The sequence below is a fragment of the Paenibacillus sp. FSL R7-0331 genome (assembly GCF_000758645.1).
Taxonomy (GTDB): Bacteria; Bacillota; Bacilli; order Paenibacillales; family Paenibacillaceae; genus Paenibacillus_AQ; species Paenibacillus_AQ camerounensis.
Map to the genome: position 1 here is coordinate 421421 of NZ_CP009284.1, position 16851 is coordinate 438271.

The 16851-nt window shown below is 54.9% G+C and carries 15 protein-coding genes; 11 read left to right on the forward strand and 4 right to left on the reverse strand.

The annotated features are described in order from the left end of the window. Positions 1–33 precede the first annotated feature (33 nt). On the reverse strand, positions 34–489 hold the full coding sequence (locus R70331_RS01845) for a hypothetical protein (protein ID WP_042172376.1): 456 nt from the start codon (positions 487–489) through the stop codon (positions 34–36). A 27-nt stretch (positions 490–516) separates the two neighbouring features. Next, positions 517–1416, reverse strand: a complete 900-nt coding sequence (locus R70331_RS01850; RefSeq protein ID WP_042172378.1) for an SDR family oxidoreductase — start codon at positions 1414–1416, stop codon at positions 517–519. A gap of 153 nt (positions 1417–1569) precedes the next feature. Between R70331_RS01850 and R70331_RS01855 the strand changes: the two genes are divergently transcribed. The 3 genes from R70331_RS01855 (at position 1570) to sdaAA (ending at position 3702) form a co-directional block, all read left to right on the forward strand. Next, the gene (locus R70331_RS01855) at positions 1570–1986 is read left to right on the forward strand and encodes a GNAT family N-acetyltransferase (protein ID WP_042172380.1); all 417 of its coding nucleotides are present in this window, start codon (positions 1570–1572) and stop codon (positions 1984–1986) included. Positions 1987–2113: 127 nt separating this feature from the next. Further along, a complete protein-coding gene (sdaAB, locus tag R70331_RS01860) occupies positions 2114–2824 on the forward strand; it encodes an L-serine ammonia-lyase, iron-sulfur-dependent subunit beta (RefSeq protein ID WP_042172382.1) in 711 nt (236 codons plus the stop codon). Then, complete coding sequence (sdaAA, locus tag R70331_RS01865) at positions 2821–3702, forward strand: L-serine ammonia-lyase, iron-sulfur-dependent, subunit alpha (protein ID WP_042172385.1); 882 nt, start codon at positions 2821–2823, stop codon at positions 3700–3702. The genes sdaAB and sdaAA overlap by 4 nt, the downstream gene beginning before the upstream one ends. A gap of 43 nt (positions 3703–3745) precedes the next feature. On the opposite strand, the gene R70331_RS01870 is transcribed toward sdaAA, so the two are convergent. After that, positions 3746–4048, reverse strand: a complete 303-nt coding sequence (locus tag R70331_RS01870; protein ID WP_042172388.1) for a hypothetical protein — start codon at positions 4046–4048, stop codon at positions 3746–3748. Positions 4049–4392: 344 nt separating this feature from the next. On the opposite strand from R70331_RS01870, the gene R70331_RS01875 reads away from it, so the two are divergent. Continuing rightward, positions 4393–4587 (forward strand): YwbE family protein, encoded by a 195-nt coding sequence (locus R70331_RS01875; protein WP_039869328.1) that lies wholly within the window; start codon positions 4393–4395, stop codon positions 4585–4587. A 236-nt stretch (positions 4588–4823) separates the two neighbouring features. Here the strand turns inward: R70331_RS01875 and R70331_RS01880 are convergent, their stop codons facing one another. Continuing rightward, positions 4824–5720 carry an HNH endonuclease gene (locus tag R70331_RS01880; protein ID WP_042172390.1) on the reverse strand — a complete coding sequence of 299 codons (897 nt, stop codon included), beginning with the start codon at positions 5718–5720 and terminating at the stop codon, positions 4824–4826. Positions 5721–5929: 209 nt separating this feature from the next. On the opposite strand from R70331_RS01880, the gene R70331_RS01885 reads away from it, so the two are divergent. From R70331_RS01885 to R70331_RS01915, 7 genes are all read left to right on the forward strand, one after another. Next, the gene (locus R70331_RS01885) at positions 5930–6412 is read left to right on the forward strand and encodes a hypothetical protein (RefSeq protein WP_231576387.1); all 483 of its coding nucleotides are present in this window, start codon (positions 5930–5932) and stop codon (positions 6410–6412) included. Positions 6413–6463: 51 nt separating this feature from the next. Beyond that, a complete protein-coding gene (locus R70331_RS01890; protein ID WP_042172395.1) occupies positions 6464–7477 on the forward strand; it encodes a LacI family DNA-binding transcriptional regulator in 1014 nt (337 codons plus the stop codon). Positions 7478–7579: 102 nt separating this feature from the next. Further along, the gene (locus R70331_RS01895) at positions 7580–8917 is read left to right on the forward strand and encodes a glycoside hydrolase family 30 protein (RefSeq protein WP_042172397.1); all 1338 of its coding nucleotides are present in this window, start codon (positions 7580–7582) and stop codon (positions 8915–8917) included. A gap of 31 nt (positions 8918–8948) precedes the next feature. Beyond that, positions 8949–12371 (forward strand): hypothetical protein, encoded by a 3423-nt coding sequence (locus R70331_RS31960; RefSeq protein WP_042172399.1) that lies wholly within the window; start codon positions 8949–8951, stop codon positions 12369–12371. Between the two features lie 709 nt (positions 12372–13080). Beyond that, positions 13081–14070 (forward strand): ABC transporter permease, encoded by a 990-nt coding sequence (locus tag R70331_RS01905; protein WP_039869336.1) that lies wholly within the window; start codon positions 13081–13083, stop codon positions 14068–14070. Between the two features lie 19 nt (positions 14071–14089). After that, complete coding sequence (locus R70331_RS01910; protein ID WP_042172400.1) at positions 14090–14980, forward strand: carbohydrate ABC transporter permease; 891 nt, start codon at positions 14090–14092, stop codon at positions 14978–14980. A gap of 108 nt (positions 14981–15088) precedes the next feature. Then, a complete protein-coding gene (locus R70331_RS01915) occupies positions 15089–16789 on the forward strand; it encodes a type 2 periplasmic-binding domain-containing protein (protein WP_042172402.1) in 1701 nt (566 codons plus the stop codon). The last annotated feature ends 62 nt before the right edge of the window (positions 16790–16851 follow it).

Genomic DNA, 16851 nt, shown 5'->3' on the forward strand with positions numbered 1-16851 from the left:
TGACAGCCGGGGGTTCAGCCTAATATATTGTGCCTATAACAAAACAAGACACAGCAGCGGAACGAACAGGGCGAACACGGGCAGCAGCAGCGGGTACCGCTCGCCGGCCAGCTGGGCTAGCCTGAACAGCAGCAGGATGACGATTCCGTAGAGGCCGCAGGTCTGCGTGTCTCCTCCCTGCTCGGAGGCCAGCCACAGGCCGGCGCCGAATCCGGCGGCTGCATATAGTACAAGCGACGGTCCGAGTCTGGAAGAACGGAACATGGACAGCAGGGCGTCTGCAATCAGCGCAGCAGGCAGACCGTAAGCATACACGGCATATGGCACTGAAACCGGCCAGCCTTCCGGCACTCCGTTATGATGCGGCAGTCCAAGCAGCACAAGCGACACAAGCATAAAGGTCAGGCCGGCGGCAGACAGCTTGGACAGGGCGTACAAGCCTGCCTTCAGCCTCACGGAGGGCAGATCATACTCTTTGATTTTGTTCATCTGAAAACGTCCTTTCGGGTTTGAGGATCAGCCTGTGACCATATCTCCTCCATTAACATGGATGCAGGTGCCTGTGACGTAGGCGGAGTCCGGGCTGGCCAGATAGACATAAGCGCCTGCGAGCTCATAGGGCTGTGCAGCCCGCCCGAGCGGGGTATCCGTCCCGAACACGCTGACTTCGGCTGCGGAGTAGCTGGAAGGGATAAGCGGGGTCCACACCGGACCTGGAGCGACACTGTTGACACGGATTCCGGTATCGGCGAGCGACAGGGCAAGAGAGCGGGTGAAGGAGACGACAGCACCCTTCGTTGAGGAATAATCAATCAGCTCCTTATTGCCCTGGTAAGCGGTAATGGAGGCGGTATTGATGATGGAGGAGCCTTTTTTCAGATGAGGAAGTGCAGCCTGGCTCATGAAAAAGTACGGGAAAATGTTAGTCTGAAAGGTCTGGTACAGCTGCTCCTCCGTAATATCCAGCAGGCTGCGCTGCGGATACTGCACTGCAAGATTGTTGACCAGAATATCGAGTCTGCCGAAGGTCTGTACAGTCTGCTCCACCGCCTGGAAGCTGTTTTTCCTGTACCGCAGATCCGTCTCGATCCGCAGGCAGCGCCGGCCGAGCTGTTCTATCCGCCGGGCAGTGTCTGCGGCATCTGAAGCTTCATAGAGATAAGCAATGGCCACATCTGCGCCTTCCTTGGCAAAGGCGATAGCCGCCGCCCTGCCGATCCCGCTGTCTCCGCCGCTGATCAGGGCAACCCTGCCCCTCAGTCTGCCGCTGCCGCAGATTTCCCGATCTTCGCTGATCGGAAGGGGGTTCATCAGGCTTTCCAGTCCGGGCTGGCGGTCTTGATGCTGAGGGGGGAAGGCTATTTTTTGAATGCGGCATACCGTCTGTTCCCCGTAGAAGGGATAAGTTGGATTCATCGCTCGGTACTCCTCCTTGCATGCTGTCTGTTTTGTATATTTCTATGCATCCGCCCAGAAAAGGGTGCGCTTCCGCGGCATGAGCCGGGAGAGCGGCCGGCGGTTAGGCTGTTGCTGTAACTGAATTAATCCATAGAGGGGCGGAAAAAGAGTATGCGTTACCGCGCAATGATAGCAGAGGATTATGACGCAGCCGGCAGGCTGTGGGAAAATACGGCCGGTATGGGTCTTAGCAGCGCCGATTCCAGGGAAGGAATCCTGCAATTTCTCGGGCGGAATCCGGGATTGAGCCAGGTATGCGAGGCGGAAGACGGCACGCTGGCCGGTACCGTATTGTGCGGCCATGACGGCCGCAGAGGATATATGTATCATGTTGCTGTAAGTGCAGCATGCCGCGGGAAGGGGGCCGGCCGTGAAATGGTGTCGCGTGCGCTTTCAGCACTTCGTGATGCCGGTATAGCGAAATGCCATCTAATGGTAATTGAGGGGAATGGACTGGGACGCAGCTTCTGGTCGGGAACCGGCTGGGAGGAACGGGACGGCATTGTGCTTTTTTCGCAAAATACATAATCTGTTGCTTTCTGTTGAAGAGGCAGCCATTAGATAACAATGAATGTAATAGTGTAGGTTCGGCATTCGTGCAGTATAATGTATAGGCAATTAATATAGCTAAATTTGATAGCGGGTGATCAGAGCAATGCGCTTCAAGGATGTATTCTCAATAATCGGCCCGGCGATGGTCGGACCTTCGAGCTCCCATACAGCCGGTGCCGCGCGGATTGGCCGTGCTGCCCGTCAGGTGCTGGGCGAGATGCCGCGTGAGGCGGAGGTTATTTTCTTCGGCTCATTTGCCGCCACTTATCAGGGGCACGGGACGGACCGGGCTATTGCCGGCGGACTGCTGGATTTTGCCACGGATGACCACAGGCTGCCGGATTCGGTCGAACTGGCCGCTGAAGCGGGGATGGACATTTCCTTCCGGCAGGGAACAGGCCTGTTCCCCCATCCGAACACGGTCAGGCTCCGTCTTGTCGGCCGGGACACCGGTACGGAACTGACGCTGACAGGGATTTCAATCGGCGGCGGAAATATTGAAATTGTGGATATCGACGGCTTCGGAGTCAAGCTGACGGGGATGTATCCAACCGTGCTGATTAATCATATGGATTATCTCGGCGTGCTGGCCAGTGTTACGGACGTCATGCGCAGAGGACAGTTTAATATCGGTCATATGTCGCTTGACCGCAAAAACCGCAGCGGTGCAGCGCTCACCGTGCTGGAGCTGGATGAGCCGGCGACGGGGGAACTGCTGCAGGAGCTGCAGGCCCTCGCAGCCGTCAAATCGGTCAAAGTGGTGGACTTGAACGGAGTTAAGCAAGAACAGAAAGGGAAGGAAAGCACAACATGAATTTTCAAACACTGAGCCAGCTGGCTGTATTATGTGAGGAACGGGGACTCGGCATAGGCGCGCTGATGCTGGAGGAGCAGAGCGGGGAATCGGGGCGTCCGCAGAGCCAGGAATTTGCTACGATGAAGGAGTATTACGGGGTCATGAAAGAAGCGGTACAACGCGGAATGACTCAGGATACGACCTCGCGCAGCGGTCTGACAGGCCTCGATGCCCAGCGGGTGGGCGCGTATAACACAGCGGCTGAGCCGTTACTGGGCGGACCGGCCGGGCAGGCAATGGCCTATGCACTGGCGGTATCGGAAGTGAATGCCTCCATGGGACGGATTATTGCTACACCGACGGCAGGCTCCTGCGGGATTATTCCGGGAGTCTTTCTCAGCTGCCAGGAGCGTTTTGGCTGGGATGATGATTATATGGTTTCAGGGCTGTTCGCGGCAGGGGCAATCGGCTATGTGATTGCTAATAACTCCTTTGTGTCCGGTGCGGAGGGCGGCTGCCAGGCTGAGGTTGGTTCAGCAATCGGTATGGCTGCAGGAGCACTTACGGAGCTGCGCGGCGGAACACCGGTCCAGGCGGTTCATGCCGTAGGACTGGCGCTCAAAAATACGCTCGGCCTGATCTGTGATCCGGTAGGCGGGCTTGTCGAGATTCCCTGCATTGTGCGTAACGGCTTCGGGGCTGTCACTGCACTGGCTGCAGCGGATATGGCGCTGGCAGGCGTGCGCAGCGTGATTCCTTCTGACGAAGTAATCAAGGTGATGCTTGAGGTCGGCTCAGCCATGCCGGAGAAGCACCGTGAGACTGCCGGGGGCGGACTGGCCCAGACGCCGACCGGCCGGCAGATTATGAAGGATCTAAGAAATAAGAAGGGCTGAGCGCCCGGACTTGCTGCATATAACGGTTAGCTGTTATAGAGGCTTACAGCATGCGGAAACGCTCCAGCTGCTCCCACATCCCCTCCCGCCGGAGAATTTCCGGCTGCTTCGGTCCGAGAAGATCGAAGTGGGGGAAGGGGCGGCGGTTATGGATATATTGCGCGGGAAGGCCGTTCTGCTCGCACCAGCGGCGGAGGCGGGGGAGGTCGCTGCAGCCTACCTTGGTTACGGTGGTAATACCGGGAAACCGGGGATCGATCCAGTAATGGGTGAGAAAAGCGATCTCCCCCCGCTGGACCGCCGCTTTCCACTGGTTCAGTTCTTCTCTGTTGATTCCGAAGGCCATAGCTGTCTCCTCCATATCCTTGGCGGTAAGTCCGGCTTCATCGCGGACTATGCTGATGTAATTATGTAGAGCTATTATCTAGGTTGTCGCTGAAAATATTAAGTGGAAAATCGGCACCTATTGTCAGGTTAAAGCTTGGCTAGAGAAAAATAGTTAGAAAAAGGACATCTAATTCTGCTGTTTTGGCCCATAATAGGATTAATGGTCTGAAATAGGTGACATTTTTCTAACTAATGAGCAAAAATATCGGAAAATGTTAGAATTAGTTGCCGAAAATCCAACTAGTCAGATAGAGCCCCAATTCACAGCCTGGCTTCACGGCAACTTACGAAAGGAGGCTTATGATGAACGGACAGGTTAGAGCGGACATCCGTCCCGGACTTGAGGTGGATATTGTGCTGAAGCAGGATCAGGCTACAGGCAAGCTCACACATGGTACGGTAAAAGATATATTAACCAATTCACCGCGTCACCCGCATGGTATTAAGGTGCGGCTGGCTGACGGGCAGGTCGGGCGGGTCAAAAAGATCACAGGCTGAGGATGCAGTCCTACATTGCAAGGCTGCAGACAGCTGGTTTATGATCAACAGGCTCCAAGTATGCCCGCACATCTTAATAAGCGTTGCATTTAGCACCTGCTGTATCCTGCAGTGCCCTCGGGCACGGCAGGATACAGCGGGTGCTTTTTTATTGCACGGCCGGTCCCTGGGCTTGGCAGCTTGTCTTGCCCCGGCACGCCGCCCGGTCTCGCCCGTCTGTCGTCCCGGACTCCACTTCAGCCCCGCATAAATTCCTCCACATCCTTGTCCGCCTTGGTCTGATTGCACAGATTGCAGGCGCAGACGCAGTTGTCCGGAGTCGTATGGCCGCCCTTGGCGCGCGGCAGCAGATGATCAATGGTGTCCCCGTACAGGCCGCAGAAATGACAGGTGTAATTGTCTCTGGTCAGGATCAGCCTGCGGAAATCCTTGTTGCTGTACAGGCGGCGGATGGTACGGCGGTTGACCACAACAGCAGCATGCTCGCGGACGAGCGTAACGGCCAGTTCCAGGTCAATCTCCTGGTGCCAGCGCCGCCCTTTGTCACTGTGGCCGCGCATCAGAATCATCCCCTTGTATGAAGGGATAAGTGCAGAATAATCCTCGGGCTCCGGCTTCGGCCATCCTGTCACTGGAGGCTTACGCCGCTGCTCGCCTGCCCGCGGCCGCGGGCGGGCGCGTTCCCCTGCAGATGCAGCTGGGGATTTGCCGTCCTTGGCGCGCTCCGGACGGGAATGCGGCTGCGGTTTTGGCTGGGCAGTCTTGGGCCCGTGCTGCGCAGCTCCGCCTCCAGGCGCAGCCTTGGCGGTGGGCCGAACGGCAGAGTCTGAATGTTGTGCCGTACGGCTTGCAGAAACAGCTTCAGCCGCCTGCCTCACAGTTGACACAGCAGCCGCGTGGCCTGCCGGCGCCGTTTTCTTAGCCGCCGCTGAGGCAGCAGATACTGCCGGTGCAGGCTTCTCCGGCAGCCCGCCGGCTGGGGTGCTGCCGCGGATTTTACGGCAATCCCGGCATGCGCCGCGGCGGGATTGGCCTTTGGAGCGTTTGCCCGTCCGTCTGCGGAATTCGGAGAGCGGCTTATGCTGCCGGCAATAGGCACATTGCTTGGATAGAGGCTGATTGGTATCGGTCATAGGTATATTAGGAGAGACGCTCTGTCCGCGTCTGTCCGCTCCATTTATTTTTTAAAAGATAATGTGTAGCTCCAGTATAACGTAAAGTGCGCCTATTCACACGGAAGGCGGAAACAGCGTAACTTTCCTGGATTTGTGATATCTGTCTCGGCACTATTGAGGAAAAAGATGTAAAATCTACTTAAAATGCGGAAATGGGGAAGCGGATAATGAATCAGACGAACAAGAGGCCGGGCGCCGTTATTGTGCTATATGTGCTGCAGGCTTTTCTGGGAATCGGGGCGGTCGGGGGCGGATTGATGCTGCTGATTGATCCAAGCGGTGAAATGATGGGGATGCCGGTCTCTGTGCTGGAAAGATCGCCTTTTGACAGCTTTATGATTCCAGGCCTGCTGCTGCTGCTCATCTTTGGGATTCTGCCGCTCATCGTGCTCTACGGACTGGTGAAAAAGCCGGACTGGGAGCGGTACGCAGGGCTTGGCCCGTTCAAGGAGCTGCATCCTGCCTGGACTTTTTCCCTCTACATCGGCTTCGGGCAGATTATCTGGATTCTGGTGCAGACGTACATGATGAATGCAGTCTCTGTAGTTCATGTGTTCTACACCTGCCTGGGCCTGCTTATTCTGGCCGTTACGCTTCTGCCTCCGGTACAAAAATATTTTATGCTGGACGGCTCTGCCGAAAGAAGTTAGAATGGCAGTGAACAAAAAAGGGCTTTCATAAAACCCTGGAGGTGAACCGGATTGACTACCATTTACGATATCGCCAAAAAAACCGGTTACTCTCCGACTACGGTATCGAAGGCGTTCAATAACTATTCCGATGTGCGTGCGAAGACCCGTGAGGAAATTTTGCGGACCGCCCGGGAGATGGGCTATCTGCCGAATGCGCATGCCCGCACACTGACCACCAAGAAGTCATGGACGCTCGGCGTGCTGTTTGTGGAGGGGACGGGAGCAGGCATCCGCCATCCGTTCTTCGGTGCGGTTATTGAGAGCTTCAAGCAGGTAGCAGTAGCGAAGGGCTATGCCCTGATGTTCATCTCGAAGGATGTCGGCGGCAAGCAGAGCGGATATCTGGAGAATTGCCGGATCCATGGCGTGGACGGTGTTGTTGTGTTCCTCTCGGATTATGAGGATCCTTATTTCCTGGAGCTTCTGGAGAGCAATATTCCTACGGTGATCCTGGACTATGAGACCCCGCAGTCTCACACTGTCTGTTCGGATAACACAGCTGGAGCCATGCTGGCGGTGGACTATCTTACTTCCCTCGGGCATAGCAGGATCGCCCATATCTCCGGCGGAGTGAATACGGTTCCCGGCAATCAGCGCCAGGAGGGCTATCTTGCGGCAATGAAGCGTCACGGGCATGAGCTGCGGGACGAATACATTGTCGAAGGTGAATATTATGTGCTGGAGAACGGCTATTCCGCTATGCAGAAGCTGCTGGCACTGCCTGAGCGGCCCACCGCTGTTTTTGCTTCCGGTGACATGCTGGCGCTCGGGGCGATGACGGCGGCTAAGGACAGCGGCTTGTCTGTACCGGGTGACATTTCGGTTATGGGGTATGACGATATCGAGCTTGCCCGTTACGTGACGCCTGCATTGACAACGGTCAGACAGGATACGGCGAGTCTGGGAATCCGTGCCGCAGAAATTCTGCTGGCATCGGTTGACCGCAAGGGGAACGGAATGGAGGCCATCGTGCTGCCCGTGGAAGTGGTTGTGCGGGAATCCTGTGCGCCGCCTGGTGAGTAATACAGCGTTTCACCGGGGCGCATATTTTTTTCGCAACAATCGAAACCGGTTTCGATTTTATGGAGGTTGTATTTGATATTTTATTTAAGGAGATGGGTTCAGATGGTAACTGTACAAACGGTATTGACGGCAAAAGAAACCGGGGAGCGCCTAAGCCGGCGGGAAGCTCTGGTATTCGGCCAGAAGGACAGCGGGCAGACAGCGGATATACAGCTTCAACCGGAGCAGGAGTTTCAAAGCATCATTGGTTTTGGCGGCGCTTTCACTGAGGCTGCAGCCTATACGCTGTCGCGGATGAGCCCGGCCAGACGGGCGGAGGTGATCCGCAGCTATTTTCACCCGGAGGAGGGCCTGGGCTACAGCATGGGGCGTGTGCATATTCACAGCTGTGATTTTGCGCTCGGCAATTATACGTATGTGCAGGATCAGGATACGGAGCTGGCTACGTTCGATATAACCCATGACCACCAGTGGGTGCTGCCGCTGATTAAGGATGCGATGGAGGTAAAAGGAGGCCCCTTTACGATGCTGGCTTCCCCCTGGAGCCCGCCGGCCTGGATGAAAACAAATGGAGAGATGAACAACGGCGGTTCGCTGAAGCCGGAATATGCCGCTGTCTGGGCGCGTTATTACACGAAATTTATTGAGGCCTACCGCAATGAGGGCATTCCGGTCTGGGCTGTATCGGTACAGAATGAGCCGGCGGCGGTGCAGACCTGGGATTCCTGTGTGTACAGTGCTGAGGAGGAACGGGATTTTGTCAAAAACCATCTCGGGCCTGCTCTGCACGAAGCCGGTATGGACGATGTAAACATCGTAATCTGGGATCACAACCGGGATATTATGATCGAGCGGGTCACCCCTATTTTGTCAGATCCGGAAGCGGCGAAGTATGTGTGGGGGACGGGCATCCACTGGTACGGCGGCGAGGAGTTCGATAAGGTGGCGAAGGTGCATGAGCTTTTCCCGGATAAGCATGTGCTGTTCACGGAGGGCTGCCAGGAGGGCGGCGTGCGTCTGGGGGAATGGTTCACCGGGGAGCGCTACGGGCGGAATATGATCGGCGATCTGAACGCGTGGACGGAAGGCTATCTGGACTGGAATCTGGTGCTTGATGAGACCGGCGGGCCGAACCATGTGGGCAATTTCTGCGATGCTCCTATTATCGCCGACACGGTTACGGATGAGCTTCATTACAACAGCTCGTATTATTACATCGGCCACTTTAGCAAGTATATCGCTCCCGGCGCTGTGCGGATCGGCCTGGAATCTGCGATTGACGGCATCCTGTCCACAGCATTCCGCAATCCTGACGGCAGCATCGCCGTTGTACTGATGAACGAGAGTGATGAAGCGCGCAGTGTAACGCTTGGTCTTGGCAGTGAGCTGGCCGTTTGCCAGCTGCCGCCGCATTCTATTGCTACGCATGTGATTTCGTAAGGTGCACATCCAAAATTCAGGAGGTTATGATATGAGCCGTTATTATTTTGATTCAGGCCGATTTGTAATGGAGCAGTTTCATGAAAATAAACCGTTTGCCAGCTTCCTGCCGGGACTGGCCGGGCTAAAGGGCATCCCGATGTGGACGTTCTATGTGAACCGCGGGCAGGGGGTATGCGGCTTCGGGGTACGCGACAAAAACTCGCCGATCATGGAGTTCTCCCCGGCCAGCATCTCCTACAAGAACGTGGCATCGTCCGGGTTCCGCACCTTTATTAAGCTGGGGGAGCGTGCAGAGATTTATGAGCCGTTCCAGTCCTCGCATCCGGACCCGGCGGTGAAGCGGAGGATGACGATCCTGCCGAACGGGCTGACGATTGAGGAAGAGCATACCGGACATGGACTGAAAACGACGGTTCATTATTTTAATCTGCCGAACGATGATTATGCGGCGCTGGTGCGGCGGGTGGAGATCGAGAATACAGGCGGTGCGGAGCTGTCTCTGGAGCTGCTGGACGGTCTGCCGGAGATCCTTCCTTACGGATCGGCGAACAGCGCCTACAAGGAAATGGGCAATCTGCTGCGCAGCTGGATGGAGGTCTACAATCTGGAGCATGGCATTCCATTCTATAAGCTGCGTTCCAGCACCAACGATAGTGCGGAGGTCAGCGAAATTCAGAACGGCCATTTCTACCTGTCTTTTACAGCAGAGGGGGAGCAGCTGCGGCCGGTTGTTGATTTTGAGGTGATTTTCGGGGCGAATACATCGCTTGCTTACCCGGACCGCTTCGCCGGTCTTGCGCTTGATGATCTGCTTGCACAGCCGCAATATCCGGTGAATAAGGTTCCCTGCGGCTTCAGCGGTGTTCAGCGGACACTGGCTCCCGGCGGTAAGCTGACACTGAACACGATTATCGGGCATGTCAGTGACATCGAGCTAATCAACCGCAAGGCCGGCCGGCTCTGCCGCGATGAATATATCACCGGCAAAATGCTGGAAGCGGCCGAGCTTACCGAGAACCTGACAGCGGACATTGCAACACGCACTTCTTCTGCTATTTTTGACGCATACTGCCGCCAGTCCTATCTCGATAATTTTCTGCGGGGCGGATATCCGTTTATTTTTGACAATGGAAAAGACGGCTTTGTCGTGCATCTGTATTCACGCAAGCACGGTGATATGGAGCGGGATTATAACTTTTTCTCGCTTGCTCCCGAGTACTATTCGCAGGGCAACGGGAACTTCCGCGATATGAACCAGAACCGGCGGAATGATGTGTTTTTCCATCCGCAGGTCGGCAGCTTTAACATCAAAATGTTCTACAGCCTGATCCAGGCGGACGGCTATAATCCGCTCAGCGTGCAGGGAACCAGCTTCGAGGTGCTGCCTGAGCATGCTGCGCAGCTTAAAGAGTGGGTGGAGAGCTCTGCGGCGGATCATCAGGCTGAGCTTGCAGCGCTGTGTCTAGGTAAATTCACACCAGGCCAGCTGATTAATTACATCGCGGATCATCAGGTGCAGCTCAAGGCGGATGAGCAGGAATTCCTCAGCGGTGTGCTGGCCCTGTCCCGGCAAAATATCGAGGCCGCCTTCGGTGAAGGCTTCTGGAGCGACCACTGGACGTACAATCTGGATCTGGTTGAAGGCTATCTGGAGGTATTCCCGGATAAGCTGGCAGAGCTGCTGTTCGGTGACGAGTCCTATACGTTCTATGACAGCCCTGCCTATGTGCTTCCGCGCAGCGAGAAGTATGTGATCAGCGGCGGGAAGGTGCGGCAATACGGCGCACTGCTCGAGGATGAGGAGAAGCTGCACCGGCTGCACCGCAAGGCCGGCGATACCCAGTGGCTGCGCACGGAAGGCGGCACCGGGGAAATCTACCGTACCAGCCTGTTCGTCAAAATGCTCTCGCTGGCGCTGAACAAATTCGCTACGCTGGACCCGTACGGCATGGGCGTGGAGATGGAGGGCAACAAGCCGGGCTGGAATGATGCGATGAACGGCCTGCCGGGCCTGTTCGGCTCCGGGATGAGCGAGACTTTTGAACTCAAGCGGATGCTGGTGTTTATGCTGGAGGCGCTGGAGAGCGTAGGAGTGCCGGAAGTAGAGGCCGCGCGGGAGCTGGCAGGGGCACGGGAGCTGGAGGCGGTGCAGGGATTGCAGGAGCAAGGCGCATTAGGAACGCAAGGGTTGCAGGAAACGCTGGATACGCTGGAGTTGCAGGGATGGCAGGAAGTGCAAGGAGTACAAGGATCACATGGGGCGCAGGAGCTGCTAACGGGCTTGGGGGCTGCTGGCGGTATAGTATCGCTGCCCGTAGAAATCGCGCTGCTGCTGGAACGGGTGCTGGGGGCAGTAACTAAGCTGTTGGCCGGCGGGCTGGATGAGTTCGGCTATTGGGACACCGTTGCTTCAGCACGCGAGACTTACCGGGAAAGCATCCGCTTCGGCATTAACGGAGAGCAGGCGGAGGTAAGTCTGGCTGTAATCAGTGAAGCGCTGGGTACATTCCTGGATAAAGTGGATGCAGGGATTGAGCGGGCGGTATCGCTGGGCGGCGGACTGGCGCCGACTTATTTCCGCTTTGAGGCGGTGCGCTACCAGCCGGTAACCGATGAAGCGGGCAAGCCGGTGATCAGCGGCTATGGTCTGCCGAAGGCTGTAGTAGAGGAGTTCGAGGCGTCAGCACTCCCTTATTTCCTGGAAGGCCCGGCCCGCTGGCTCAAGACGCTGGACAGCCGGGAGCAGGCCAAAGAGATATACAGCAGGGTTAAAGGCAGCGGCCTGTTCGATCCGGTAACCTCAATGTACCGGACATCGGCATCGCTTGAGGCGGAATCACATGAGATCGGACGCATCCGGGCCTTCACTCCGGGCTGGCAGGAGCGGGAGTCGAATTTCCTGCACATGTCCTACAAGTATCTGCTGGCGCTCCTGAAAGGGGGGCTGTATGAGGAGTTCTACAGTGAGATGCGAACCTCCCTGATCCCGTTCCTTGACCCGGCAGTATACGGCCGCAGCACGCTGGAGAATTCCTCCTTTATCAGCACAGGCGGCAATCCGGACCCGCTGACTCATGGCCGCGGCTTTGTAGCCAGACTTAGCGGCTCGACCGCAGAGTTCCTGAGTATGTGGAGAACCATGATGGCGGGCAGCCGTATGTTTGCGTATGAGGACGGCGAGCTGACGCTGGAGCTGGCACCGGCCTTGCCGGGCTGGCTGTTTAATGAGCTGGATGAGCTGATGTTTACCTTCCTGGGAGGGACGGAAGTGACCTACCATAACCCGCGCCGGGCCGATACTTATGGCGCAGAGCGGGCGGTCATCGGGCAGCTTACGCTGACCTACAGCGACGGAAGCAGCCGTCAGGCTGACGGGGCGCTGCTGCGCGGTGCGGAGGCCGAGGCCCTGCGCCGGGGTGAGATCACCGCAATCCGGGCGGAGCTGGTGTAAGATGCTGGAGGGGGGCCGCTGAGGCCTCCCTTTTGTTACTGCTCAGGCGGCCGGGGAGGCGAAATCGCCCCTGAATTCCGCCGCGAGCGTGCCTGGTGCCTAGATCAAAGGGAAAAATCCCTTTGATCTAGCCGCTAGTCGCAGCCGCGAGCTAAATAGAGGGAAAACTCCCACTATTGCAGCCCAAAGCAGCCCAATTAGCACGGAATAGAGGGAAAACTCCCACTATTGCAGCCCAAAGCAGCCCAATTAGCACGCAATAGAGGGAAAACTCCCACTATTGCAGCCCAAAGCAGCCCAATTAGCACGGAATAGAGGGAAAACTCCCACTATTGCAGCCCAAAGCAGCCCAATTAGCACGCAATAGAGGGAAAACTCCCACTATTGCAGCCCAAAGCAGCCCAATTGCACGCAATAGAGGGAAAACTCCCACTAACTCAGCCAGAAGTGGCTCAATCGCCCACGAGTAGAGGGAAAACTCCCACTAAATGAGAAGTAGACGGTTGGTTAGCGAATGGACAAAGGCCCCCTTACTCAGCGGCTAGCGATCGAATGGATCGAATCGCCATTCCCCCATCCGAAATTTGCGACCCCAAACCGGAAATTCGCTACCTTCCCCCTCCAGGTGAATGCGGTTACAATAAGCACATAGAGCAACACAAGCTTTTCACCACATTACAGAAATAGATTTAGCTTGGAGGTCCATACGATGGAGAATAAAACAAGCGGCGGGGTTAGCCGGATGAAAAAGCAGCCCGTTCCGGCTCTAATCGAAACCGGTTCAGGTTACAAAAAATCACTTTGGAAAAGGTTCCTGGCCCAGAAGCATCTGCAGACCATGGCGCTGCTCGGCGTGGCCTGGATGATTATTTTTAACTACATTCCGATGTACGGGATGATCATCGCCTTTAAGGAGTACAACATTGTCAAGTCGATTGCCGAGGCCCCGTGGGTGGGACTTCAGCATTTCCGGGAATTGTACGAGGATGAGGATCTGAGGTATGTCATCAAGAATACACTCGGCATCAGCTTAATCAAGCTGCTGATCGGGTTCCCGCTTCCCATCATATTTGCCCTGTTTCTTAATGAGGTGCGTTCGATCCGCTACAAAAAAGCGATTCAGACCATCTCCTACCTGCCGCACTTTCTCTCCTGGGTCGTGCTGGGCGGCATTCTGGCAACGTGGCTTGCAGATGTTGGCATCATCAACAATATTCTGCTGGCACTGAATCTGATCGACAAACCGATTTCTTACCTGGCGGAACCAAGCTACTTCTGGACCATCGTTATTTCCTCGGATATCTGGAAAGAGCTCGGCTGGTCAGCGATTATATATCTGGCGGCCATCGCCGGGGTATCCCCGGAAATGTATGAAGCTGCTACCATCGACGGCGCCGGACGTTTTCAGAAGATGTGGTATGTCACGCTGCCGGCGATCCGCGGAACGATCAGCATCCTGTTCATCCTGGCGGTCAGCGGCGTGCTCAACTCCAATTTTGACCAGATTCTGGTGCTGCGCAACTCCCTTAACGACAGTGCCAGTAATGTAATCGATTATTACATCTACTATACAGGGATCGTCACCAGCCGCTTCTCCTATTCTATGGCGGTCACGTTGGTCAAAGCAGTCATTGCGCTGATTCTGCTGCTGATTGCCAACCAGGTAACCAAAAAAATCAACGATACGTCGCTGTTCTAGAAGAAGGAGGATCTAAACCATGTTTTCTCTCAAACGCAAAACGATGGGCGAAGCCATCTTTGATATCGCCAACAATCTGGTGATGCTGTGTATCTGCTTCGTTACCTTATATCCAATCTGGTATGTACTGGTTAACGCTTTTAACGACGGAACCGATGCGATGATGGGCGGGATTTACTGGTGGCCCCGGATGTTCAGCCTGGAAAACTTCGAAGCGGTATTCGCCAGCTCGGGCATTATGATGGCTATGGGTATTACGGTAGCGAAGACACTAATAGGTGTTATTCTCCATGTGTTCTTCACGGCAATGGTAGCCTATGCGCTGTCCCGCAAAGGTCTGATCGGCGGCAAGCTCTACATCCTGCTGGGTACAATCACTCTGTTCTTTAACGGCGGACTCATTCCGACCTTCCTGCTGAACCGGGATCTGCATCTGCTCGATAACTTTCTGGTCTATATTATTCCGGTCCTGTTCAGCTTCTTTGATCTTATTATCTTTATGACCTTCTTCCGGGAGATTCCGGAAGGGCTCGAAGAGGCGGCGTGGATCGACGGTGCGAATGACTGGTCGATTCTCCTGCGGGTGGTGCTGCCGGTATCCATGCCGGTTATTGCAACGATCGCGCTGTTCCACGGTGTGTATCAATGGAATGACTATTTTACCGGGATTATTTATATCAATAACCCGGACCTGCAGCCGATTCAGACCTTCCTGTTCCGTGTAGTCGCCCAGTCCAGCTCCAGCCAGATGATGGTAGCCATACAGGGCAGCACGGTGACGAAGAGCGTAACCTCGCAGTCCGTTAAGCTGGCTACGATGGTAGTAACAACGCTGCCGATTGTCTTCGTCTATCCGTTCCTGCAGCGTTACTTTGTAAAAGGCATGATGATCGGTTCGATCAAGGGCTGATCAGCAGCCTTGTAAAATCAGGTAACTCCTCCAGAGCCTGCGCCGAGCAGCTTCCGGGGTTGAGCTTATAAATGATTTCATAACATTTTAGAAAAGGGGTAAATAAGCATGGGCATGAAACGCAAGCCGAAATCAATGGTGCTGCTGCTCTTGGGTCTGATGCTCGCGATGTCGGCGTCAGGCTGCTCAGGCAACAACAATGCGGGAGGCAATGTAGGCGCAAATAAGGAGAACACCAATACGGCGGCGGCAACAACCGAAGCTTCAGCTGAACCAACGGCTGCTGCACCATCGGGAGATGAGCCGGGCTGGAAAAGCGATACTTCACCAATCACCTTTGACTGGTATCTGAACTTCTCCTGGTTTGCCAATAAATGGGGTGTAGATCCTACTTCCCAATATGTAACGAAAAAGACAGGCGTGGATATTAACTTTATTATTCCGGCCGGTAACGAAAATGAAAAGCTGAACACGATGATTGCTTCCGGCCAGTTGCCTGACTTCATTACGCTGGGCTTCTGGGAAGACGGCATTAAGAAAATGATTGAGGGCGAGCTGGTCCTTCCGCTCAACGAGCTGGCAGATCAATATGATCCTTACTTCTACAAGGTTTCCGATAAAGATAAGCTGGGCTGGTATACCCAGGAGGACGGCAATGTGTACGGCTATCCGAACTCTTCCTCTTCACCGGCTGACTATGAAAAATACGGCGAAAACTACGTATCCAACCAGACCTTTGCTGTCCGCAAGGATATCTACGAAGCCATCGGCAGCCCGGATATGCGTACACCGGAAGGCTTCCTGAACGCCCTCAAAATGGCCCAGGAGAAATTCCCTGAAGTGAACGGCCAGCCGCTGATTCCACTCGGCTTGCACGAATTCACTGAGAACGGCAACGACTCTCTGGAAGGCTACCTGCAGAACTTCCTGGCGATTCCTTGGGAAAAGGACGGTAAGGTGTATGAGCGCGAAACCGATCCTGAGTATGTCCGCTGGATGAAGACACTCCGTCAAGCCAATCAGGACGGACTGCTGGCTAAAGATATTTTCATCGACAAACGTGCACAAATGGAAGAAAAAATTGCGCAGGGACGCTACTTTGCAATGCTGTATCAACGTACAGACTTCGGTACCCAGCTCAGCACCATTTACCAGAAGAATCCTGAGCAAACCTATATTGCTGTAGACGGACCTTCCAATGCGGCTCTTGACCAGCATACCTTGAACGGCCCTGGTATCTCAGGCTGGACGGTAACCCTGATCTCCAAAAATGTTAAAGACAAAGAACGCGCAATCAAATTCCTCAGCTACCTGAACAGTGAGGAAGGAAATAAAGATTTGTACCTGGGTGAAAAAGGTGTCAGCTATGATACAATTGACGGGAAAGACCAGTTCCTGCCTGATGTGTTTGCTCTGATGAACAGCGACCGTTCGGCGTTCGACAAACAAATCGGTTCTTCCTTCACCTTCTGGATGATGCAGAATACGAATATTACGGATCAATGGGCACCTAAATCGGTAGAGCCGTTCAAGCAATTGGAAGACTGGACCCGCGGTAAAGCAATCAACACCTCCGAGTTCCAGCTGATCGATCCTACCGGCAACTCGCCTGAAGGAATCATCGCTACCAAGCTGAAACAGCTCCGCGGCAAAACGATGCCGAAGCTGCTCATGGCTTCTTCTGAAGCAGAATTCGACGAGATCTGGAACGATTACCTCGCGAAGAAAGAGAAGGACGGCTTCGCAACCTTCGATGCTTACAGACAGGCCAAGTATCAGGAGAACAAAAAGAAACTCGGAATGGAATAGGATAGATAAGACCCAATTGCCCGCTGACCGCGGGCTTTTGGGTTGTTTGCTTCTATGTGCAG

Bases quoted from the DNA above. Each gene is read 5' to 3' on its own strand.
- R70331_RS01915 (WP_042172402.1), top strand. From the start codon at position 15,089: ATGGGCATGAAACGCAAGCCGAAATCAATGGTGCTGCTGCTCTTGGGT.
- R70331_RS01870 (WP_042172388.1), bottom strand. From the start codon at position 4,048: ATGGCCTTCGGAATCAACAGAGAAGAACTGAACCAGTGGAAAGCGGCG.
- R70331_RS01885 (WP_231576387.1), top strand. From the start codon at position 5,930: ATGAATCAGACGAACAAGAGGCCGGGCGCCGTTATTGTGCTATATGTG.
- sdaAA (WP_042172385.1), top strand. From the start codon at position 2,821: ATGAATTTTCAAACACTGAGCCAGCTGGCTGTATTATGTGAGGAACGG.
- R70331_RS01855 (WP_042172380.1), top strand. From the start codon at position 1,570: ATGCGTTACCGCGCAATGATAGCAGAGGATTATGACGCAGCCGGCAGG.
- R70331_RS31960 (WP_042172399.1), top strand. From the start codon at position 8,949: ATGAGCCGTTATTATTTTGATTCAGGCCGATTTGTAATGGAGCAGTTT.
- R70331_RS01850 (WP_042172378.1), bottom strand. From the start codon at position 1,416: ATGAATCCAACTTATCCCTTCTACGGGGAACAGACGGTATGCCGCATT.
- R70331_RS01880 (WP_042172390.1), bottom strand. From the start codon at position 5,720: ATGACCGATACCAATCAGCCTCTATCCAAGCAATGTGCCTATTGCCGG.
- R70331_RS01875 (WP_039869328.1), top strand. From the start codon at position 4,393: ATGAACGGACAGGTTAGAGCGGACATCCGTCCCGGACTTGAGGTGGAT.
- R70331_RS01845 (WP_042172376.1), bottom strand. From the start codon at position 489: ATGAACAAAATCAAAGAGTATGATCTGCCCTCCGTGAGGCTGAAGGCA.
- R70331_RS01905 (WP_039869336.1), top strand. From the start codon at position 13,081: ATGGAGAATAAAACAAGCGGCGGGGTTAGCCGGATGAAAAAGCAGCCC.
- sdaAB (WP_042172382.1), top strand. From the start codon at position 2,114: ATGCGCTTCAAGGATGTATTCTCAATAATCGGCCCGGCGATGGTCGGA.
- R70331_RS01910 (WP_042172400.1), top strand. From the start codon at position 14,090: ATGTTTTCTCTCAAACGCAAAACGATGGGCGAAGCCATCTTTGATATC.
- R70331_RS01895 (WP_042172397.1), top strand. From the start codon at position 7,580: ATGGTAACTGTACAAACGGTATTGACGGCAAAAGAAACCGGGGAGCGC.